The sequence below is a fragment of the Enterobacter sp. 01-M-03-SI-ECC genome (assembly GCF_047530215.1).
Taxonomy (GTDB): Bacteria; Pseudomonadota; Gammaproteobacteria; order Enterobacterales; family Enterobacteriaceae; genus Enterobacter; species Enterobacter chengduensis.
In genome coordinates this window covers 1-20,519 of the sequence record NZ_JBLKDA010000039.1, presented here as the reverse complement: position 1 = coordinate 20,519, position 20,519 = coordinate 1, and the positions used below count along the sequence as shown (strand labels likewise).

Below are 20,519 nucleotides of genomic sequence, written 5' to 3'. Positions count from 1 at the left end.
TCAGGCAGGAACGGGAAGGGCGATGTTATGGTATACCGGCCAGCTAAAGCAGAAGCGCGCGCCGCCCAGTTCGCTCTCTTCGCAATGCACCGTGCCGCCCATGGCCTGCGCGATCGAGTAGACAATGGCCAGCCCCAGGCCACATCCGCCGGTGGCGCGATCGCGGCTGGGATCGAGGCGGACAAACGGCTCAAACACGGTTTCTCGCGCTTCCGGAGCGATACCCGGCCCGTCATCTTCCACCGTCAGGCTGGCCTGATTGCCCTGCAGGTCCAGGCCAATCTGTAGCGTACTTTCGCTGTAGCGCATGGCGTTGTTCATCAGGTTGTCCAGCACGCGCTCCATCAGGCGCATATCGATTGCGCCGTAATCTCCCGGGGTGACGCGCGTCAACAGCGTGCGCTGCGGGTTCACGCTCTGAACGTCATCAATGTGGGTTTGCAGCCAGGCGGGCAGGTCCGGCGTGCTGAGGTTAAGTTCGTTTTGCGGACGGTCGAGGCGCGCATAGGTCAGCAGCTCCTCAATCAGCGCTTCAAGCTGGCCAATATCGCGGTTTAGCGCCTGAGACTCGGCTTCCGTCAGATTCTCGCTCATCTCCAGACGATAGCGCAGGCGCACCAGCGGCGTGCGCAGCTCGTGCGCAATCCCGTCGATCAGCTGCTTCTTACTGGCGATAAGGGCATTGATGTTATCGGCCATCTGGTTAAAGGCCACCCCCAGACGTTCAAAGCTGGAACCGCTGTCGAAGTGAATCCGCTCGGTAAAGTGCCCCTCGCCAAAACGCTGCGCGGCGGATTCCAGCTTGAGCATGTCCTGCCAGTGTGGGCGCATCCAGATAAAGACCGGAAACGCGAGCGAAATGGCGATAAACGCCATCAGCGCCATGTCCAGCAGACGCATCTGGTGCAGATAATAGAGATAGGGCACCGGCCCGACGGCCAGCACGTAATGGCTGCGCGGAATACGCTGGATGAAGGTGTATTTCTCATCCAGCGCGACGATATCCCCGTCGCGCAGGCGCTGCATGGCGGGCGGATCCAGTTCAAAATTTTTTAACGGCTCAATGCGTAAATCGAACGACAGATTCAGATCCAGCTCTTTGAGGGTGTTCGCCCAGTCGTGCGGCGGGATCTCTCTTAGCTCGCTGCGCATCAAATAGAGCGAGCTTTTCATCAGATCGTCCAGAGACTGCCTGCCCGCACGTTCGGCGGTGAATTTATAAACCAGCCCGACCAGCATGGTCATGACCAGGAAGCAGACAAACAGCAAAAGATAAAACTGCACAAACAGCTTTTTCATTGGGTCTCACCGGAAAAACGCGATAGGCAGAATATACATGAAAAAACGCACCTGTTTTCATGTCTGTGGTGCCTGTTACATTGCGCGTGCGTTTGTTTTGACCTTGGCGATGAGTTTTTCCGTTACGGCCAGGCCTTCCGCAATGTGCGCATCAATCACGGCAGCCCCAAATTCGTTAATTAAATCCAGAAGCAGTTCGTAAGACTGAATGAGTTCCAGCAGATCAAAGAGCGCTTTTTGATCGGCGCGTGAAGGGGTGGAGGGGCTAAGCGCTATCTGATTAACAATCCATTCAAGATTGGTTTTGATGACTTCTACCTCATGGTAGCTATACATATTTCATGGGCTTAAATCCTCAAATCAAGATTTTATGGGAAGGAATGAGTGGAACAGGTGTGAGCAGGTAGCGGGCCAGAAATGGCCTAAAAGAAATGTGAATGTTAATTATGGATTAGTTTGCGTGCTTAGCAAGTTAATTGTTGCGCAAACGTAAAAATAAACGCGTGAAATGAAGGCATGGCTGTGTAATGCCTTCATTTCGTGCTTGTTCAGTGAGCGGAAAGCGACATCAGGTTTCCCAGGCGTGCGGGGCAAACAGATAGCCCTTGTTACGCACGGTTTTAATGCGGTAGGGCTCGGTGGCGTTATCCTGCAGCTTTTTGCGCAGACGCGAAATCGCCACGTCAACGCTGCGGTCCATGCCGTCATAGCTCACGCCGCGCAGGTTTTTCAGCAGCGCGTCGCGGTCCATGATTTGCCCGGCATGGGTGGCCAGCTCCCACAGCAGGTCAAAATCGGCGGTGGAGAGGGCGATAAGCTCGCCCGAGAGCAGCACCTGGCGGTTGATGGGGTCAATAGACAGCGTCCCGAAGCGCATCGCCTTGTGCGGCGTCAGAGACGGCGCGGGCGCTTCGCGTTCGATGGTGGCGTGCTGGCGCAAATGCAGGCGCAGGCGCGCAAGCAGGACGGCAGGCGGCGTGGTTTTCAGAATGTAGTCATTGGCACCCATCTCCAGCGACAGGATGTGGTTCATATCGCTGTCCAGGGAGGTGAGCAGGACGATAGGGCCCTCCCACCGGGCGCGCAGGTCGCGGCAGAGGGTCATGCCGTCTTTGCCAGGCAGCATGATATCCAGCAGCACCAGATCAGGATTTTCACGGACGACCACCTCTTCGGCACGATCGCCGCGAGGCTCAACGATGACGTCCATATCGTGTTTACCCAGATAGGCGGCGATCAGCTGTCCGACTTCGGGTTCGTCTTCAACATAAACAATCTTATTCATACAGCGTCTGTTTTCGTGAAAAAAGCCAACATACACCGCGAAACCTTAACCTTCCATTAATCTTTCTAAATTAACCCCGGTTCCGTTATTCTGATCCATATTGTGAGTCGATTGTTATAGGGAAAAGTATGGGGCTGGTGATCAAAGCCGCGCTGGGCGCGCTGGTGGTATTGCTGATTGGCATTCTGGCAAAAACGAAAAATTACTACATTGCCGGGCTGATCCCACTCTTCCCAACCTTCGCGCTGATTGCTCACTATATTGTGGCTTCCGAGCGGGGCACGGAAGCGTTGCGCACGACCATCGTATTCGGCATGTGGTCTATCATTCCGTATTTTCTCTACCTGCTTTCGCTGTGGTATTTCACCGGCTTTCTGCGTCTTCCCCTGGCGCTGAGCGGGGCGGTGGTCTGCTGGGGGCTCAGCGCTTGGGTATTAATTTTCTTCTGGAGCCGCTTCCACTAGCGCAGCGGTCGGCCGCCGTCCACGGCAAAGGTTCTGCCGGTGACGTAGCAGCTGGTGAGCAGGTAATCCACAAGGTCGATCACCTCTTTCTCGCCAGGGGCGATTTTCATCAGCGACTTATTCAGCGCCTGCTGGCGATACTCCGCATCATCGTTTTCGTTAAACAAAATCATCGCCGGGGCGATGGCGTTCACCTTTACCTCCGGCGCGAGCTTGCGGGCGAACGAGCGGGTCATGTTATCCAGCGCGGCCTTGCTGGCCGCGTAGGCAATGTGCTTGTCGCTGCCGCGCTCCACCACATAGTCGGTGAAATGAATGATATCGCCCGCAGCATGCCCGTGCCCGCGCAGCAGATCCTGCAGCGCGTGGTTGAGCAAATAAGGGGCATTAACGTGGATCTGCAGCATCGCGGAGAGCGTTTCGCTCAGCGATGTACCGGGTTTCTCGGCCCGCCACGCGCTGGCGTTATGGATCACGGCGCGTAGCCCCGTCGTGGTGGATTTTACCTTTTCCGCAAAAGCCTGAATGCCTTCATCGGTTGAAAAATCAGCCTGAATGCAGACCGCCCCGGCCTTGCGTAACCCTTCAATCGACGGGTATTCCGTACGGTAGCTGACGATGACCGGATGGTGAAGGTTGAGAAAGTGATGGGCGAGGGCGAGGCCGATACGGCGGCCTCCACCGGTGATCAGTATGGGGCGAAGCGGTGCATTTCCCATCGTATTCTCCTTTACAGTTCAACAATGGGAAAGCCGATGCTATCCCATTAACATCCAGGTTGCCGGTACGGCAGCAACCAGTAATAGTCCAATTAGTGCCATTTCACGGCGTTTCAGCGCGTTCTCCAGCTGGTGCGTGCGGCGGGCGTAGATAAACACCAGCAGCCCCGGCGCGTACAGCACCACCGACAGCAGCAGGTGCATTGGCCCGGAAGCATACAACAACCACAGGCCGTAAATACAGGCTCCGACACCCACGACATAATGCGCCGGACGTGTGGCAATTTTTAACAGATACGCACCCACTAAGAAATAGGGTACCAGAATCATCTCCGAGGCGATGGTCAGCAGCGTGTTATAGTCTGAACCTGTGAGCCAGATCAGCACCAGGCAGATCTGAACGCTGATGTTGGTCAGCCACAGTGAGGCCGACGGCGCGCTGTTTTTGTTTTGACGCGCAAACAGTCGTGGAAACGCCTTGTGCGTCGCGGCCAGGAACGGCACTTCAGCCGCCATGATGGTCCAGCTCAGATACGCTCCGCAGACGGAGATGATGAGACCCGCGGCAATCACCACGTCGCCCCAGGGACCGAGCATTTTCACCATCAGGCCTGCCATCGACGGGTTACGCATTTCGGCCAGCTCAGGACGCGCCACCACGCCCAGCGACAGCAGCGTCACCAGCAGATAGACGCCGAGCGCCGCCAGGACGGCCAGCAGCGTGGCGCGGCCCACGTCGCGTTTATTGCGGGCGCGGGCAGAAACCACCACCGCGCCTTCAACACCGATGAATACCCACAGGGTAATCAGCATCGTGTTTTTCACCTGTTCCCAGACGGGAACCCCCAGCGCAACGCCGCTGAAGTCGAGCTTAAATACGTCCATACGGAACGCAATAAAGGCCAGAACGATAAACAGGCCGAGCGGAACCAGCTTGGCAAGCGTTGCCACCAGGTTGATGCTGGCGGCCGTCTGTACGCCACGCAGCACCAGCCAGTGAACGAACCACAGCAACACCGAGGCGCCCACGATAGACTGCCAGGTATTGCCGTCACCAAAGAGGCGCAGCTCCGGCGTGTCGGTAAAGAAACTGAGCGCGGAGAAGACGATCACCAGATAAGAGACGTTGGCGATAACGGCGCACAGCCAGTATCCCCACGCGGAACAGAAGCCAATCAGCTCGCCGAAACCCTCACGTGCATAGGTAAAAATGCCGCCGTCGAGATCCGGGCGAATACGGGTGAGCAGCAGCATGGCGAAGGCCAGCAGCAATATGCCGACCCCGGTAATCCCCCAGCCAATGATGAGCGCGAAAGGGCTGGCGACGGCCGCCATGTTTTGCGGCAAACTGAATACGCCTGCACCCAGCATTGAGCTTAAAACGAGTGCAGTCAGAGCACTCAGGCCAAGTTTCTTTTCCATTGGCTTCCTGTTATGAAAGGTCAAAATCCAGAATAATTATTTCGCTCAGGCGCATAAAAATGGTGGATCACACTAAGGCGCGGGATTTTACGGAGTGTAACGAAAGCATGCAATGACGTGTGGCAGAAATTCAAAAAAAGTAACAAAAAAGGCGGCATTGCGCCGCCTTTCGTAAACGATTTTGTTACTTGTACAGATCGGCACTAATGGTCACGTTGTTACCACGTTCCTGCCACTGGCGGGTGATGTGGTAGAACTTCGCCCCTTTCTTCGCCGCACGCTTCGCGACCTGGTAAGAGACTTCCGTCATGTTGCCGTAGTTGCCGGTAAACTTAATGCTGTCGAACGGCACCATCTGCGCGGCAGTGGCGTTGTTCAGCTCTTCAATTTTGGTACCGTCTGGCAGCGTAACGGAGTAACGGCCACCTTTCGTGGACTGCGTTTCAAAGAAACGGCCCACTTCAGCGCTTGGAGCCGCCGTCGTTGCGACGCCTGGGATTTCAACTTTCTTCGCTTCTTCGCCGCCTTTCGCTATTGCCGCGCGGCCTGCTTCTGAATTAGCAGGGATGGCATCCGGGCTTTGCAGAACGCGTTTTTTCGCATCTTTTTTATAGATGAACGCGGTAATACGCTGGTTGCCGCCCTGGTTAGCATCGACCTGACGCACGATGAAGAAAGAGTAGGCCCCTTTTTCTTTCGCGGCTTTGGTGATGGCATCGTTCACTTCAGGCTGGCTGCGGTAGAAGCCCTGAACAGTGACGGTGTCGTAAGGTTCCAGCTCAATCGCCTGATCTTTCGGCAGCTCAACAACACCGTTGATCACGCGGTTTTTCGGCGCGTCAGCTTTTGGCGCATTGTCCTTGAACAGGGCAATGGTCACGCGCTGATTGCCGCTGTTGCCGTAATCGGACTGGTCAACCACATAAAACGAAGCCGCCCCGTTTTTATCTGCGGCTTTTGATGCAGCGGCGACGGCGTCGCCAATAGAATTATAACGACCCACAATGACCGTATGGTCAAAAGGTTTTAACGCTGCCGCTTGCTCCGGCGTTAACTCTGTTGCGGCATTCGCAGACAGGGCGGTCGCGGAAAGAAGTGCGGACGCCAGGAGTGTGTTCTTAAGCTTCATAAAAATGATCCTTCGCCTTGCGCAAACCATGTACTGGTATTGTTGTTAATTTGAGACGGTCCCGATTATTGCATTTAAAACCCGTCGCTGTCTGCGCCATTTTTCACTGCCTGTGCTTACTGAATCACCGAATTCGATAACATTTAGTGATATGTGGAAAAAACACGCGTTTGACAAGTAAAACTGATAAAGCATATGACTTTTACAAGTTAATTTAATGTTAATAAGATGTTCTCTTATGGCGCTATATCATGTTTTTACCGCTTCGCTTGCGCGATTTATCGGTTCTGGCAATGAATTTAAGGTAAATATCACTGTCAGTGACGCCGATCGCTTATTTTTCACAGATAAAGTAAGAAATAGTGTTTTCTGGCGGTAGATCGCGGGCGCTATTTTCAGTAGGTTATAGACAGTTTGTTACTGTTTTATTTTCCGGGGTTAATTCTGTCCCGTCGCTCGCGCGATGGCGAAAATTGATACAAACCGCGGGCATTTATCGATAAACCATCATCAAAAACCGATGGAAGGGAAAACTATGCGTATTGGGGTACCAAAAGAACGGTTAGCCAATGAAACCCGCGTAGCGGCAACACCGAAAACGGTGGAGCAACTGCTTAAGCTGGGTTTTACGGTCGCGGTTGAAAGCGGCGCAGGCAAGCTGGCGAGTTTCGATGACGAGGCCTTTATCCAGGCTGGTGCGGAAGTGGTCAACGGTGCTGAGGTCTGGCAGTCGCCGGTGATTCTGAAGGTGAATGCACCGGAAGAGAGTGAGATTGCGCTGCTGAATCCCGGCACCACGCTGGTGAGCTTTATCTGGCCTGCGCAAAACCCTGAGCTGATGGAAAAGCTGGCGGCCCGTGGCGTGACCGTGATGGCGATGGACTCCGTGCCCCGCATATCGCGCGCGCAGTCGCTGGATGCCTTAAGCTCCATGGCAAACATTGCCGGCTACCGCGCGATTGTTGAAGCGGCCCACGAATTTGGTCGTTTCTTTACCGGTCAAATCACCGCTGCGGGTAAAGTCCCTCCGGCGAAAGTGATGGTGATTGGAGCGGGCGTGGCGGGTCTTGCCGCTATCGGTGCGGCAAATAGCCTGGGCGCTATCGTACGCGCCTTTGACACCCGCCCTGAAGTGAAGGAACAGGTCCAGAGTATGGGCGCCGAATTCCTTGAACTGGACTTCAAGGAAGAAGCCGGCAGCGGCGACGGCTACGCGAAGGTGATGTCCGAAGCCTTTATCAAAGCCGAAATGGCACTCTTCGCCGCCCAGGCGAAAGATGTCGACATTATTGTCACCACCGCGCTGATCCCGGGTAAACCGGCGCCGAAGCTGATCACCCGTGAGATGGTTGACTCCATGAAGCCGGGCAGCGTGATTGTCGACCTGGCGGCGCAAAACGGCGGTAACTGCGAGTATACCGTTGCCAATCAGGTGACCACGACCGCGAACGGCGTGAAGGTGATCGGCTATACCGATCTGCCGGGCCGTCTGCCAACGCAGTCTTCTCAGCTCTATGGCACCAACCTGGTCAACCTGCTGAAGCTGCTTTGCAAAGAGAAAGACGGCAACGTTACCGTTGATTTCGACGATGTCGTGGTCCGCGGCGTGACCGTGGTCCGTGAAGGTGAAATTACCTGGCCTGCGCCGCCGATTCAGGTCTCTGCCCAGCCTCAGACGGCACCGAAAGCGGCACCCGCGCCAAAAGAACCCGCTAAACCGGCTTCTCCATGGCGTAAATACGCGATCATGGCGCTGGTGATTATTCTCTTCGGCTGGCTGGCTGACGTCGCGCCGAAAGAGTTCCTCGGCCACTTTACCGTCTTCGCGCTCTCCTGCGTGGTGGGCTACTACGTGGTGTGGAACGTCTCACATGCGCTGCATACCCCGCTGATGTCGGTCACTAACGCCATCTCCGGGATCATCGTGGTAGGTGCGTTACTGCAGATTGGTCACGGCGGCTGGATCAGCTTCCTGAGCTTTATCGCGGTGCTGATCGCCAGTATCAATATTTTCGGTGGTTTCACCGTGACTCAGCGCATGCTGAAAATGTTTCGTAAAGGCTAAGGGGTAGCATATGTCTGGAGGATTAGTCACAGCTGCATACATTGTTGCTGCAATCCTGTTTATTTTCAGTCTGGCGGGGCTTTCCAAACACGAAACGTCTCAGCAGGGAAATAACTTTGGTATCGCCGGGATGGCGATTGCGCTGATTGCCACCATTTTCGGGCCGGATACCGGCAACGTAGCGTGGATCCTGGTGGCGATGATCGTCGGCGGTGCGATTGGTATTCGCCTGGCAAAACGCGTTGAAATGACCGAGATGCCGGAGCTGGTTGCCATTCTGCACAGCTTCGTTGGCCTGGCGGCGGTGCTGGTGGGCTTCAACAGCTACCTGTACCACGAACCGGGTCTTGAACCGATTCTGGTGAACATTCACCTGACGGAAGTGTTCCTCGGTATCTTCATCGGTGCGGTGACCTTCACCGGCTCCATTGTGGCATTCGGCAAACTGCGCGGGAAGATCTCCTCTAAACCGCTGATGCTGCCAAATCGTCATAAGCTAAACCTGGCGGCGCTGGTGGTGTCGTTTGTCCTGCTGGTGGTCTTCGTGCGTACCGAAAGCGTGGGGCTGCAGGTGCTGGCGCTGCTGGTCATGACCATTATTGCGCTCGCCTTTGGCTGGCACCTGGTGGCGTCCATCGGCGGTGCCGATATGCCGGTGGTGGTTTCGATGCTGAACTCCTACTCCGGTTGGGCGGCAGCGGCGGCGGGCTTTATGCTGAGCAACGACCTGCTGATCGTCACCGGTGCCCTGGTGGGTTCTTCCGGTGCGATCCTGTCCTACATCATGTGTAAGGCGATGAACCGTTCGTTCATTAGCGTCATCGCCGGTGGTTTCGGCACCGATGGGTCTTCTTCCAGTGCGGATGAAGAAGTGGGCGAGCACCGTGAAATTTCTGCGGAAGAGACCGCAGACATGCTGAAAAACTCGCACACGGTCATTATCACCCCAGGCTACGGCATGGCGGTGGCGCAGGCGCAGTATCCGGTGGCGGAAATCACCGAGAAACTGCGCGCGCGGGGCATCAAGGTGCGCTTTGGTATTCACCCGGTGGCAGGGCGTCTGCCGGGCCACATGAACGTGCTGCTGGCGGAGGCGAAAGTGCCTTACGACATCGTGCTGGAAATGGATGAGATCAATGATGATTTCTCTGATACCGACACGGTTCTGGTCATCGGGGCCAACGATACCGTTAACCCTGCTGCACAGGACGATCCGGGCAGCCCAATTGCCGGTATGCCGGTGCTGGAAGTGTGGAAGGCGCAGAACGTAGTCGTGTTTAAACGTTCCATGAATACCGGCTATGCCGGGGTTCAGAACCCGCTGTTCTTCAAAGAGAACACCCACATGCTGTTTGGCGACGCCAAAGCCAGCGTGGATGCGATTCTGAAAGCGCTCTGACAGGGTAAAGCCCGGTGGCGCAAGCTTACCGGGCCTACCAAACCCGTAGGCCGGGTAAGGCGTAGCCGCCACCCGGCAAAAAAAACCGCCGGTTCGCCGACGGTTTTTTTTCATCTTGCGGATCAATCGTCTTCCGGATCGTCCAGCTCAACCGGCGTCTGGTACTCATCCGGCTTAATGACCAGCAGGTCGCAGCGCAGATGGTCGATCACCTGTTCGGCGGTATTGCCGAGAAACGCGGCAGAAATACCGGTCCGGCCGATGGTGCCCAGCACCACAATCCCCGCCTGCAGGTGTTCCGCCAGGTCCGGGATCACCTCTTCAGGCAGCCCTTTCTCCACGTGGGTCATTTTCTCATCAATGCTGAATTTCTGGCGCAGCGCTTTCATGGCCAGAAGGTGCTGACCGCGGATCGCGTCGTTGTACACGCTCGGGTCAAATTCCGGTAGCTCAATGGCAATGTTAATCGGGGTGACCGGATAGGCGCCTACCAGATGCACTTCGGTATGATTCACCTGGTCGGCAAGCTGGATGGTCTCCTTCACCAGCTTCTCGTTGAGCGAATTATGGTAATCCTCTTCGCTCGCGAGGTTTACCGCCACCACGGCTTTCCCGCCTTCCGGCCACGGCTGGTCTTTCACCATCCAGACCGGGCAAGGGCATTTGCGCAGCAGGTGCCAGTCGGTCGGGGTGAAGATCACGGATTCCAGCTTGTCGTGCTGGTGCGCCATCTTCAGCAGCAGGTCGTGCCCCCCGGCGACAACTTCCTGGATGATGGCTTCGAAAGGCCGGTTGTGCCAGACCACTTTGATATCAATAGGCACACCCGCTTCCAGGTAATACTTCGCCTGTTCGCGGATCCACGCGGTACGCTGGCTGATGACGCCCTGACGCATAGCGGTGCGTTCGTCAGGCGACAGAAGGGTGGTCATCTCATACGAGAAGTCATAGATCGGCAAAAACGCTTTGATTTTGCCACCAATCCGTTGATGTAAATACACAGCACGTCGTAATGCCGGCTGATCGTCCTGGTTCGGATCGATAGCTACCAGCATGTTTTGATACTTGGCCATACAGGTCTCCTTACTACTGTCACCACAGTCTGTAATTAAAAGAGTAACCTATATATCCTGAATGAAACAGAGGGGAGGTTTTGCCAGATCAATAATTCATGAAAATTTATCAGAGGAAAAGTACCGTGGTCGTCACCGCGATAAAGGCAATAAACAGCAGCACCATCACCGCTATCGCAAAGGTCGTGGAGTCCTGAACGTAGGTTTTTTCCTCCCCCTTCATCGGGCCGACAAGCATGATCCAGATGAAGATAAAGGTTACGGAGGCAATCACGACTGAAACGAAAAACAAACTTTCTCTCAATTCATAACCTCAACGTGAACCTTTCAGGCGCTGGGTGGGGACGTGCTGCGGTGAAAATCTCGGATAACGGAAGCGTTGCTGTGCCAGAACGATAAATCTGGATTATTTATCGCTCTGGCAGCACGCATGCGGAGAGTTATGCCACGTTGCGGGCATGACCGGCAAGCACGGCCAGCGCTTCACCGTTTTCGATAGTAATGTATTTACCCTTAACGGCCAGCATCCCGCTTTTCTGGAAACGACCCAGCAGACGGCTAATGGTTTCCACGGTCAGGCCCAGGTAGTTACCGATATCACCGCGCGTCATGGTCAGACGGAATTCACGCGGCGAGAAGCCACGCTCGGCGAAGCGGCGGGAGAGGTTGTAGATAAACGCGGCCAGGCGCTCTTCCGCGTTCTTTTTGGAAAGCAGCAGAATCATGTCCTGATCGCCTTTGATCTCGCCGCTCATCAGACGCATCATCTGCTGGCGCAGGTTAGGCATCTTGCCGGACAGATCGTCCAGGGTTTCAAACGGGATTTCGCAAACCATCGAGGTTTCGAGTGCCTGAGCAAAGCTCGGGTGATGGCCCGTACCGATGGCGTCAAAGCCCACCAGGTCGCCCGCCAGATGGAAGCCGGTGATCTGCTCATCACCCTGTTCGGTGATGGTATAGCTCTTAATGGTGCCAGAACGGATAGCATAGAGCGATTTCAGTTCGTCTCCCGCTTTAAACAGCGTCTGCCCTTTCTGAATAGGCTTTTTGCGCTCGATGATATTATCAAGCTGATCGAGTTCATGCTCATTCAGGGTAAACGGGATACAGAGCTGGCTGATGCTGCAATCCTGGCAATGGATAGCACAACCGCCAGACTGAATGCGTCGTATAATTCGCTTTTCCGGGATCATAGGTTTGCTCAAGCCTTAATTGATATTGGTCAATTTTAACATCTTTTTGGTAAGTACGTAAGCCTGACAAACCTTCAATAAGGACAAGAGACGGCAACGTGTTGCCATCTTCTTGAAATTCCACAGCTTGATTATGGATTTTTAGCCTAACCGGTAGAAAATTAAGCACTAAAAGCCTGGCAACTAGAGCAAAAGATACCCTTCGTGACGCAGTAACCACTCTTTTCGCTGCACGCCGCCGGCATAGCCGGTTAGGGTGCCGTTGCGGCCAATGACGCGATGGCAGGGCACCACAATGCTGACCGGGTTAGCGCCGTTTGCGGCACCCACCGCGCGTGCGGCGCCTGCGCGGCCTAGCTGCTCCGCGAGCTGGCCGTAATGCATCACCTGCCCGCAGGGTATAGACCGCAGCGCCTGCCACACTTCGCGCTGAAAAGGCGTGCCTGCCGTGGCGGTCGGCAGAGTATCAATGATGCTGAGATCGCCTTCGAAGTACGCCGCAAGCCTGTCGCTCAGCCCACCCGGGTTGCTGGCCCGGATACGTTCATACCCCTGTGAGCGGTAGTGAATCGCAAGCAGTTCTTCCATGCGGTCGCTGTGCTCTTCCCACTCAACCGCGCGCAGGCAAAACTGCTCGTCCGCGATCACCCACAGCGGGCCAAGCGGCGTCGCAATCTTGTCTTCGAGTAATCTCAGCATCCTTATTCCTTTAGTTCAGCCTCGGGGAGATCCCCGGCCCAATCGGCAGGCCGACAAGATACCACGCCACCAGCATCACCAGCCATACCCCTAAAAAGATAAGCGGGTAGGGTAAAACCAGCGAATAGTAGGTACCCAGTTTGGCTTCCGGCCTGTAGCGCTGCAGGAAGCCTAAGAACAGCGGAACAAACGGCGAAACCGGCGCCAGCGGGATCACCGAGGAGTCCGCAATGCGGAACAGGATCTGGGCAAACGCCGGGTGGAACCCGAGCATCATAAACATCGGCACGAAGATCGGCGCCAGAATCGACCAGATGGCGGAGCCGCTGGCGATAAACATGCACAGCAGGGAGGACAGCAGCGCCAGGCCGACAAACGCCGGGACGCCGCTTAACCCGGCAGCCTCCAGCGCGTCGGTGAGGCCCACGGCCATAAACTTACCCATGTTGCTCCAGTTAAACATCGCCACAAACTGCGCCAGCGGGAACACCATCACGATAAACCCCGCCATCTCTTTCATCGGCTCGATCATCAGCTGCGGCAGATCGCCCTGGCGGCGGATTTTGCCGGTGGCGATGCCGTAGGCGAGCGAAACGACAAAGAAGAAGAGAATAATCAGCGGCACGATGCCCTGAATAAACGGCGACGGCAGTACGGTATGCTTAACCGGATCGCGCAATATCCCGTTTTCCGGTACGACCATCAGCGCCACCACGGCGATAAAGGCCAGCGAGACGATCCCCGCCGCGCGAAGGCCAAAGCGCTGCGCTTCGCTCAGGGTTTCCAGCTTTTCGTCACTGCGGCCTTCCCATTCACCCAGCCGCGGCTCGACGATCTTGTCGGTAATGAGCCCGCCGACTATCGTCAGGACAATCACTGAGCTTGCCATAAAGTACCAGTTGTCGATCACGCTGACGTGCATGGCCGCATCGATGGTCTTCGCCGCCTCCGTGCTGATGCCCGAGAGCAGCACGTCGGTGGTCACAATCAGCAGGTTGGCGGTAAACCCGCAGCCCACGCCCGCAATCGCCGACAGCAGGCCCGCCACGGGGTGACGCCCGACGGCGAGGAAGATCAGCGCCCCCATCGGGGGCATAATCACCAGCGCGGCGTCGGAGGAGATATGGCTGAAGAAGGCGATAAACAGCACCATATAGCTCGCGTAGCGCGCGCTGACGTGGGAAGCCATCTTCACCATCAGGGCGGGCAGCAGGCCAACGCGTTCAGCCAGCCCGGCGCCCAGCACCAGCGCCAGAATGGCGCCGAGCGGGGCGAAGCCGCTGAAGTTTTTAATCACGTTGGGTAAAAACCAGTGCAGCCCTTCAATGCTCAGCAGGTTTTTCACCGCTACCAGGCTGCCGTCGGCCGGGCTGCGCACGCTCACGTCAAAGGCGGAGAGCACGGCGGTGGCGACCATCAAAATCACAATCAGATAGATAAACAGCAGGAAAGGGTGCGGCACTTTATTGCCGATCCTTTCAACCCAGCCATAGAGCTTACCGGATGGGGAATGCGAAGGTATGGATGACATACTCATGGGCGTTCCTCGGGAGTGTTGTGTTGTTGTGTTGTGTTTTTTTATTTTAAAGGTGACGGCGTAACGCCCTGTGGGATCGGACACGCGTACGGTGTTTCTAGTATTTGGTTTTCAAACTCTTCACGGCATTTTTTCAGCAGCGCGGCGTCCTGCAGCAGCGTGAGCGCGGTGGCGCCCAGCACTTTTCCGGCCAGCAGCATGCCCTTGTGGGCAATAGAGGTCCGCCCCTGAGACACCAGCTGCCAGGTGTGCAGCGGCGTGCCGACGGTAAAGCAGGGGCTGAAGCACTGGGCGACCGGCATTTTCCAGCTGACGTCACCTACGTCGGTTGAACCCGCCAGCACGTTGTCGGTGATGGCATAGGGCGCGACCTCATCCACCAATAGCGTCTCCTGATGACGGCGGGCAAAGGCTTTACCCGCTTCTCCGCCCGTGGCGGCAATATTTTTCAGGCTGTTTTGCAGATCGCTGGGCGTCAGGGTGGCTCGGATCTCACGGGCGAAAGCGCGCTCTTCCTCCGTCCACTCCGGCGTACCGTAGTGCTGCAGGGCGCGATACATCGCCGCCTCAAGCGTGCGGTTCGGCAGGTAGCTGGAGCAGGCTTTATCAAAACGACATTCGACGGTGGTTTCGGTCATCATCGCCGCGCCCTGGGCAATTTTCTCAATGCGCTCGTAGATCTGCTGCGCATCCGCCATCTCCGGGGCGCGGATCAGGTACAGCACCTCGGCCTGGGCCTGCACCACGTTGGGGGAAATCCCGCCGGTGTCGGTGATGGCGTAATGGACGCGCGCTTTCTCAATGATGTGCTCGTTGAGGAAGTTGGTGCCGGTGGTCATCAGCGTCACCGCGTCCAGCGCGCTGCGCCCTAAATGGGGTGAGTTGGCCGCGTGCGCCGCCACGCCGTGAAAACGCCAGGCGGCCTGAATATTCGCCAGCGTGCTGACGTTAAACATTCCGGCGAAGGTTTCCGGGTGCCAGGTGACGGCGGCATCCACGTCATCAAACAGGCCTTCGCGCACCATGAAGGTTTTCCCGGAGCCGCCTTCCTCGCCGGGACAGCCGTAAAAGCGCACCGTTCCGCTGCCGCCGTGCTGCGCCAGCCAGCTTTTCACCGCCACCGCGCCCGCAAGCGCCGCGGTGCCTAAGAGGTTATGCCCGCAGCCGTGGCCGTTAGCGCCCGGCGTGGCGGATTGCGCGGTTGCGCAGTGCGCCTGCTGGCTTAATCCGGCCAGCGCGTCGTATTCACCCAGCAGGGCAATGACCGGTTTCCCGCTGCCGAAGCTGGCAATAAAGGCGTTGGGAATACCGCCGGCCTCGCGGGTCAGCGTAAATCCTTCAGCCTCCAGCTCGCTGGCCAGTCGTTCGGCGGACCAGAACTCTTCGAAGCGGGTTTCGGGACGATCCCAGATCGCGTCGGCAATATCGGTTAACGTCCGACATCGCGTATCGATCGCATCGGCAATAAAAGCGTAGTTCTCCTGCATTACACACCTCGCGTCCACGGGAAATTAAGCGCAGTTCGCGCCAGCGCTTCGATGGCGATAGCCATAACCTGCTCATCGAAGTCGAATTTTTCGTTGTGATGCCCGGCGCTCAAATCCGTGCCGAACACCATATAGGACGCCATGCCGCCGTTCTCCTGCACGCGGGCCATCATCAGCGTGGCGTCTTCGGAGCCTGCCGGGGCTTTCACCTTATCGAGGGCGTGAACAACTCCGGCAACCTGGCTCGCCTGTTCGCGCAGATAATCCACCCAGGCCGGCGTCGGCGCGCTGGAGGTGGCCGCCCCCATCAGGCGCATCTCGGCGCTCACGCCGTAGAGCGCCGCCGCGCCGGTAATGACCGCCTGGGCGCGTTCAAAGACATACTGATTGATCGCTTCGCTTTCGCCGCGGGTTTCCACTTTGAGCAGGGCATTGGCGGGCACCACGTTGCGCCCGCTGCCCGCCTGCATTACCCCGACGTTCACCCGGGATGCACCGTCGCTGTGCGGCGCGATGCTGTGCAACGCGAGGGCGGCCTGCGCGGCGGCGAGCAGGGCGTTACGCCCGTCCTCCGGTTTACCGCCCGCGTGGGCGGCCACGCCGGTAAAGTTCACGTCGAACTTGGTGGTGGCCATAAAGTTATCGCTACCGCAGATGACCGTACCGGCAGGCACGCCGGTGCCAATGTGAATGGCCGTGAAATAGTCCACGTCGTCCAGCGCCCCGGCGGCAACCATGGCGCGCGCGCCGCGGGTGCCTTCTTCGGCAGGCTGGAAGATCAGCCTGATGGTGCCGTTCAGCCGGGCTTCATTCTGCTTAAGCACCTGCGCCAGCCCCAGACCAATGGTGGTGTGGCCGTCGTGCGCGCAGGCGTGCATCATTCCCGGGTTGCAGGAGGCAAAACCGTCGCGGAACGGGCGGTGGCTTTCATCCAGCGCTTCGCTTAAATCAAGGGCATCCATGTCGACGCGAAACGCCAGGGTGGGGCCCGGGCGGCCGGTGTTCAGGGTCGCCACAATGCCGGTAAACCCGCCTTCAAACGGTGCCAGCCATTTCTCAGGCGCGCCCTGGGCCCGCGCACGGGAAAACTCTCGCGCCAGGGTTGCGGCATCGGGCAGCCCCATACGGCTTTCTGCATCGACGACGTCGCGCCCCATCGCCAGCGCGTAGCCCAGCGAGTCCAGGATTTCCGCGACCTTCGCGGCGGTACGAAACTCAACCCAGCCGGATTCCGCAAAATGGTGAAAATCACGACGCCACGCGCTCAGCTGTGGGGATAACGTCTGGATGTACTGCGCCAGTGTGTCCATATCTGTTCCTGTCATCATTAAAATATGTGAACTGCTTCACGCTGTGATAGTTTTTACTTATCACTAACCGATTTTTCACAGTTTAACCGTTCAGGAATTACCCTCGCACATCCCTTTCCAGTAAAGTAGATGACAGTTTCTTTACTCTGATAAACAACGGTTATCGGTCGGGCTATGTCATTTCAGGTTAAATTTCACCATCTCCGGGCATTTGTTGAAGTTGCACGTCAGGGCAGCATTCGCGGTGCCAGCAGGACGCTGAATCTTTCCCAGCCGGCGCTGACAAAATCCATCAAAGAGCTGGAGGAGGGCATGGCGGCGCAGCTTTTTGTGCGCAGAAGTAAGGGCGTTGCGTTGACCGAATGCGGTGAGGGTTTTTACCAGCGTGCCAGTTTGATTCTGGAAGAGCTGCGCGCGGCGCAGGATGACATCCGTCAGCGGCAGGGTGAGCTGGCCGGGCAGATCAACATCGGGATGGGGGCGAGCGTTTCACGCGCGCTTATGCCTGCCGTCATTACCCGCTTTCATGCGCAGCATCCGCAGGTCAAGGTGCGGATTATGGAAGGGCAGCTGGTGTCGATGATCAATGAATTACGCCAGGGCGAGCTGGACTTTACCATCAACACCTATTATCAGGGGCCTTACGACCACGAGTTTACGTTTGAAAAACTCTTCGAAAAGCCGTTTGCGGTATTTTGCCGGGAAGGACATCCGGCGATGAAGGCCACGTCCATTAATGAACTTCTGCATTATAACTGGACAATGCCGACGCCGCGTGGAAGTTATTATAAGCAGCTGGAAGAGGTATTTAGCCATCGTTCGCAAATACCGCGAATTGGGGTGGTTTGTGAAACATTTTCATCCTGCATTAGCCTGGTCGCACAAAGTGATTTTTTAAGCATCCTACCGCAGGAGTTAGGCTGTGACCCGCTTCTGGCGCACCGTCTGGTCATGCTGCCGGTAGTCGAATCACTTCCAAAAGCGACCTATTATTTAATTCAGCGCCGTGATTCACGTCAGACTCCGCTCGCCGAATCATTAATTACGCAATTCAGAAGGGAAGCGAGAAATAGAGTCATTACGTGAAATATATATTACAAAATACATATTAAAAAAACAGGATCTGCCCGACATCAGACAGACCCTATAGCACACACAGCAGTGCGTCCTTTCGCCAGTCCTGAGTATTATATCCATGAGGCAGGTATATTTAGGTATAACACCTTTCCCGAAAAATGAAAGGCAGGCGAATAATTGATTTTATGAAATTTTAACGTAAATCACGTATTTTACTTTTGCTGAAATTTTAGTTAAGTAAGGTTTAAGTTTATTTAATAAGAACTATATATATTCATCAGGTTAATATTATCACCGTGTATTGCCCTGTGACGGTGATTGAGGCCAGCCTCAGGCGCAGGTATAGTACCGTCCTCAGCTGTAGCCGGAGGATGCCCATGAACCCTGACGACAAATCCTTTTTTCTTGACGCCATGGAAGATGTCCAGCCCCTGAAGCGCTGCGCGGATATTCACTGGCAGCCCAGCCGCAACGCGCGAGCGCGCGAGGAGGTGGATAGCGAACAGCTGGACAACTTCCTGACGCTGGATTTTCTTGACGTCCTGCCTCTTGAAGAGCCGCTGGCGTTCCAGCGCGAAGGGGTACAGCAGGGCGTTATTGATAAGCTGCGCGCGGGTAAATACGCCCGCCAGGCCAGCCTGAATCTCCTGCGTCAGCCCGCCGAGCGCTGCCGTCAAATGCTCTATTCGTTTATTCGTCAGGCCGGACGTGACGGGTTGCGCAATCTGATTATCATTCACGGGAAGGGGCGCGAGCAGAACTCGCATCCCAACGTGGTGCGCAGCTATCTGGCGCGCTGGCTGACGGAGTTCGAGGAGGTGCAGGCCTTCTGCGTGGCGCTGCTGCATCACGGCGGCAGCGGGGCATGCTATGTGTCACTGCGAAAGTCCGATGAAGCAAAGCAGGAAAACTGGGAGCGGCACGCCAAGCGCAGCCGATAGCGGGCGATATTCTCGCCCGCCTGAAGCTTAGAACGTTTCCCAGTTGCTGTCGGTAGAGGCGGTTGTCGTTGCCGGGCGCAGCAGCTGGGGCGTTTTCACATTGGCCGGACGCGGGGCGACCGCTTGTTCTTTGCCGTTCAGACGGAACGCGGCCACCGCCTGGCGCAGCTGCTCGGACTGATCTTCCAGCGCCGCCGCCGCCGTGGCGGACTCCTGCACCAGCGCGGCGTTTTGCTGCGTCACGCTGTCCATCTGCGAAACGGCCAGGCTCACCTGCTCAATGCCGCGGCTCTGCTCGTCAGAGGCCGATGAAATCTCGCCCATGATGTCGGTCACGCGGGTGACGGCGGCGACAATTTCCTTCATGGTGGTGCCCGCCTCGCTAACCTGCTCAGAACCGGTACTCACCCGGCTGACGGAGTTTTCGATAAGCCCCTTGATCTCTTTCGCCGCCTGTGCGCTGCGGCTTGCCAGCGTGCGGACTTCGCCTGCAACCACCGCAAAACCACGCCCCTGTTCCCCGGCGCGTGCCGCCTCCACCGCGGCGTTAAGCGCCAGAATGTTGGTCTGGAACGCGATGCTGTCAATCACGCCGGTAATATGCGCAATTTGCTGCGAACTGTCGGCGATATCGTTCATGGTGCGCACCACGTTATCCACGACGCGACCGCCGCGCGCGGCCGTCTCGGAGGCATTTTTCGCCAGCAGCGTGGCCTGACGGGCGTTATCGGAGTTCTGCTTAACCGTCGCGGTCAGCTCCTCCATGCTGGCGGCGGTCTCTTCGAGCGAGGCGGCCTGCTGCTCGGTACGGGCGGAAAGATCGTTACTCCCTGCGGCAATTTCACCTGCGCCGGTGTAGATGGAATCGGTGCTTCCGCGCACGGCGCTGACGGTGGTGACCAGCGACTGCTGCATCTCATGCAGCCCCGCGGCCAGCTGACCCATCTCATTGCGACCGGAGATAGCGATATCCTGCGTCAGGTCGCCCCCTGCAATGGCGCGAATATGGTTCATAATGGAGTGGAGTGGCTTCAACAGCAGGTGCTGTAAACCCTGCCAGATGACCACCAGAACCGCGATAACGGCCAGCAGAATCGCCGCCAGCGTCCACTGCATCTGCGTGAAGCTGCTCTGGTTCTCTTCGGTTGCGGCCTTCAGCAGGGTGTTGTTTTCGGCGCGCCAGCGGTTATAGACCGCTTCCATATCGTCCTGCGCCTGCTGCGCGTCCAGATCGCCATAGGCCTGATAGTTGTCGGCACGCAGATACTCAATCGATAAACGCATCACTTCGTGCATCTGGGTGATGCTGCCAACTTACTGATTTAGTGTATGATGGTGTTTTTGAGGTGCTCCAGTGGCTTCTGTTTCTATCAGCTGTCCCTCCTGTTCAGCTACTGACGGGGTGGTGCGTAACGGCAAA

Annotated in this window: 19 protein-coding genes and 1 pseudogene; 6 read left to right on the top strand and 14 right to left on the bottom strand. The window is 56.7% G+C overall.

Annotated features, from left to right (window positions below; all coding sequences use genetic code 11):
• The 3 genes from rstB to rstA form a co-directional block, all read right to left on the bottom strand.
• On the bottom strand, positions 1-1,299 hold the full coding sequence (rstB, locus tag ACMWKK_RS23070) for a two-component system sensor histidine kinase RstB (protein WP_045329105.1): 1,299 nt from the start codon (positions 1,297-1,299) through the stop codon (positions 1-3).
• A gap of 75 nt (positions 1,300-1,374) precedes the next feature.
• On the bottom strand, positions 1,375-1,635 hold the full coding sequence (locus ACMWKK_RS23065) for a hypothetical protein (protein ID WP_112781929.1): 261 nt from the start codon (positions 1,633-1,635) through the stop codon (positions 1,375-1,377).
• Between the two features lie 232 nt (positions 1,636-1,867).
• Entirely contained in the window at positions 1,868-2,584 is a 717-nt protein-coding gene (rstA, locus tag ACMWKK_RS23060) for a two-component system response regulator RstA (protein WP_032642562.1), read from the bottom strand.
• A gap of 128 nt (positions 2,585-2,712) precedes the next feature.
• Between rstA and ACMWKK_RS23055 the strand changes: the two genes are divergently transcribed.
• Entirely contained in the window at positions 2,713-3,048 is a 336-nt protein-coding gene (locus ACMWKK_RS23055) for a GlpM family protein (protein ID WP_028017326.1), read from the top strand.
• Here the strand turns inward: ACMWKK_RS23055 and folM are convergent.
• The 3 genes from folM to ydgH all read right to left on the bottom strand — a co-directional run bounded on the left by folM (position 3,045) and on the right by ydgH (position 6,318).
• Positions 3,045-3,767, bottom strand: a complete 723-nt coding sequence (folM, locus tag ACMWKK_RS23050; RefSeq protein ID WP_045329103.1) for a dihydromonapterin reductase — start codon at positions 3,765-3,767, stop codon at positions 3,045-3,047. The two genes, ACMWKK_RS23055 and folM, sit on opposite strands and share 4 nt — an antisense overlap.
• Before the next feature lie 39 nt (positions 3,768-3,806).
• The gene (locus ACMWKK_RS23045) at positions 3,807-5,189 is read right to left on the bottom strand and encodes an amino acid permease (protein ID WP_045329102.1); all 1,383 of its coding nucleotides are present in this window, start codon (positions 5,187-5,189) and stop codon (positions 3,807-3,809) included.
• 184 nt (positions 5,190-5,373) lie between these two features.
• Positions 5,374-6,318 carry a DUF1471 family protein YdgH gene (gene ydgH / locus ACMWKK_RS23040; RefSeq protein WP_032640078.1) on the bottom strand — a complete coding sequence of 315 codons (945 nt, stop codon included), beginning with the start codon at positions 6,316-6,318 and terminating at the stop codon, positions 5,374-5,376.
• Between the two features lie 535 nt (positions 6,319-6,853).
• Between ydgH and pntA the strand changes: the two genes are divergently transcribed.
• Entirely contained in the window at positions 6,854-8,383 is a 1,530-nt protein-coding gene (gene pntA / locus ACMWKK_RS23035; RefSeq protein WP_112781928.1) for a Re/Si-specific NAD(P)(+) transhydrogenase subunit alpha, read from the top strand.
• Between the two features lie 10 nt (positions 8,384-8,393).
• On the top strand, positions 8,394-9,782 hold the full coding sequence (gene pntB, locus ACMWKK_RS23030; protein WP_112781927.1) for a Re/Si-specific NAD(P)(+) transhydrogenase subunit beta: 1,389 nt from the start codon (positions 8,394-8,396) through the stop codon (positions 9,780-9,782).
• Positions 9,783-9,904: 122 nt separating this feature from the next.
• Here the strand turns inward: pntB and uspE are convergent, their stop codons facing one another.
• From uspE to ACMWKK_RS22995, 7 genes are all read right to left on the bottom strand, one after another.
• Positions 9,905-10,855 carry a universal stress protein UspE gene (uspE, locus tag ACMWKK_RS23025; RefSeq protein ID WP_032640084.1) on the bottom strand — a complete coding sequence of 317 codons (951 nt, stop codon included), beginning with the start codon at positions 10,853-10,855 and terminating at the stop codon, positions 9,905-9,907.
• A 109-nt stretch (positions 10,856-10,964) separates the two neighbouring features.
• Positions 10,965-11,147 (bottom strand): hypothetical protein, encoded by a 183-nt coding sequence (locus ACMWKK_RS23020; protein WP_014883604.1) that lies wholly within the window; start codon positions 11,145-11,147, stop codon positions 10,965-10,967.
• A 148-nt stretch (positions 11,148-11,295) separates the two neighbouring features.
• A complete protein-coding gene (fnr, locus tag ACMWKK_RS23015; RefSeq protein ID WP_006174991.1) occupies positions 11,296-12,048 on the bottom strand; it encodes a fumarate/nitrate reduction transcriptional regulator Fnr in 753 nt (250 codons plus the stop codon).
• Between the two features lie 183 nt (positions 12,049-12,231).
• Positions 12,232-12,747 carry a methylated-DNA--[protein]-cysteine S-methyltransferase gene (gene ogt, locus ACMWKK_RS23010; RefSeq protein WP_045329099.1) on the bottom strand — a complete coding sequence of 172 codons (516 nt, stop codon included), beginning with the start codon at positions 12,745-12,747 and terminating at the stop codon, positions 12,232-12,234.
• 10 nt (positions 12,748-12,757) lie between these two features.
• Positions 12,758-14,284, bottom strand: coding sequence for a p-aminobenzoyl-glutamate transporter (gene abgT, locus ACMWKK_RS23005; protein WP_112781925.1), 1,527 nt, complete (start codon positions 14,282-14,284; stop codon positions 12,758-12,760).
• A gap of 41 nt (positions 14,285-14,325) precedes the next feature.
• Positions 14,326-15,771 carry a M20 family metallopeptidase gene (locus ACMWKK_RS23000; protein ID WP_406542941.1) on the bottom strand — a complete coding sequence of 482 codons (1,446 nt, stop codon included), beginning with the start codon at positions 15,769-15,771 and terminating at the stop codon, positions 14,326-14,328.
• Positions 15,771-17,081: a M20 family metallo-hydrolase gene (locus ACMWKK_RS22995; RefSeq protein WP_112781923.1), complete on the bottom strand. Its 1,311-nt coding sequence runs from the start codon at positions 17,079-17,081 to the stop codon at positions 15,771-15,773. Before ACMWKK_RS22995 ends, ACMWKK_RS23000 begins: the two co-directional genes overlap by 1 nt.
• 174 nt (positions 17,082-17,255) lie before the next feature.
• Here ACMWKK_RS22995 and ACMWKK_RS22990 point away from each other — a divergent pair, with 174 nt between their 5' ends.
• Positions 17,256-18,167: a LysR family transcriptional regulator gene (locus tag ACMWKK_RS22990; protein ID WP_045329096.1), complete on the top strand. Its 912-nt coding sequence runs from the start codon at positions 17,256-17,258 to the stop codon at positions 18,165-18,167.
• Positions 18,168-18,535: 368 nt separating this feature from the next.
• Entirely contained in the window at positions 18,536-19,099 is a 564-nt protein-coding gene (gene smrA / locus ACMWKK_RS22985; RefSeq protein ID WP_406542940.1) for a DNA endonuclease SmrA, read from the top strand.
• A 27-nt stretch (positions 19,100-19,126) separates the two neighbouring features.
• Here smrA and ACMWKK_RS22980 read toward each other — a convergent pair.
• Positions 19,127-20,407, bottom strand: a pseudogene (locus tag ACMWKK_RS22980) (methyl-accepting chemotaxis protein); the annotation flags it as partial.
• A 46-nt stretch (positions 20,408-20,453) separates the two neighbouring features.
• Here ACMWKK_RS22980 and ACMWKK_RS22975 point away from each other — a divergent pair.
• The coding region (locus tag ACMWKK_RS22975; RefSeq protein WP_096257578.1) for an IS1 family transposase at positions 20,454-20,519 on the top strand (66 nt) is incomplete at its 3' end.

Coding starts and splice junctions, on each gene's coding strand:
- rstB (WP_045329105.1), bottom strand. CDS start 1,299: ATGAAAAAGCTGTTTGTGCAGTTTTATCTTTTGCTGTTTGTCTGCTTC.
- ACMWKK_RS23065 (WP_112781929.1), bottom strand. CDS start 1,635: ATGTATAGCTACCATGAGGTAGAAGTCATCAAAACCAATCTTGAATGG.
- rstA (WP_032642562.1), bottom strand. CDS start 2,584: ATGAATAAGATTGTTTATGTTGAAGACGAACCCGAAGTCGGACAGCTG.
- ACMWKK_RS23055 (WP_028017326.1), top strand. CDS start 2,713: ATGGGGCTGGTGATCAAAGCCGCGCTGGGCGCGCTGGTGGTATTGCTG.
- folM (WP_045329103.1), bottom strand. CDS start 3,767: ATGGGAAATGCACCGCTTCGCCCCATACTGATCACCGGTGGAGGCCGC.
- ACMWKK_RS23045 (WP_045329102.1), bottom strand. CDS start 5,189: ATGGAAAAGAAACTTGGCCTGAGTGCTCTGACTGCACTCGTTTTAAGC.
- ydgH (WP_032640078.1), bottom strand. CDS start 6,318: ATGAAGCTTAAGAACACACTCCTGGCGTCCGCACTTCTTTCCGCGACC.
- pntA (WP_112781928.1), top strand. CDS start 6,854: ATGCGTATTGGGGTACCAAAAGAACGGTTAGCCAATGAAACCCGCGTA.
- pntB (WP_112781927.1), top strand. CDS start 8,394: ATGTCTGGAGGATTAGTCACAGCTGCATACATTGTTGCTGCAATCCTG.
- uspE (WP_032640084.1), bottom strand. CDS start 10,855: ATGGCCAAGTATCAAAACATGCTGGTAGCTATCGATCCGAACCAGGAC.
- fnr (WP_006174991.1), bottom strand. CDS start 12,048: ATGATCCCGGAAAAGCGAATTATACGACGCATTCAGTCTGGCGGTTGT.
- ogt (WP_045329099.1), bottom strand. CDS start 12,747: ATGCTGAGATTACTCGAAGACAAGATTGCGACGCCGCTTGGCCCGCTG.
- abgT (WP_112781925.1), bottom strand. CDS start 14,284: ATGAGTATGTCATCCATACCTTCGCATTCCCCATCCGGTAAGCTCTAT.
- ACMWKK_RS23000 (WP_406542941.1), bottom strand. CDS start 15,771: ATGCAGGAGAACTACGCTTTTATTGCCGATGCGATCGATACGCGATGT.
- ACMWKK_RS22995 (WP_112781923.1), bottom strand. CDS start 17,081: ATGGACACACTGGCGCAGTACATCCAGACGTTATCCCCACAGCTGAGC.
- ACMWKK_RS22990 (WP_045329096.1), top strand. CDS start 17,256: ATGTCATTTCAGGTTAAATTTCACCATCTCCGGGCATTTGTTGAAGTT.
- smrA (WP_406542940.1), top strand. CDS start 18,536: ATGAACCCTGACGACAAATCCTTTTTTCTTGACGCCATGGAAGATGTC.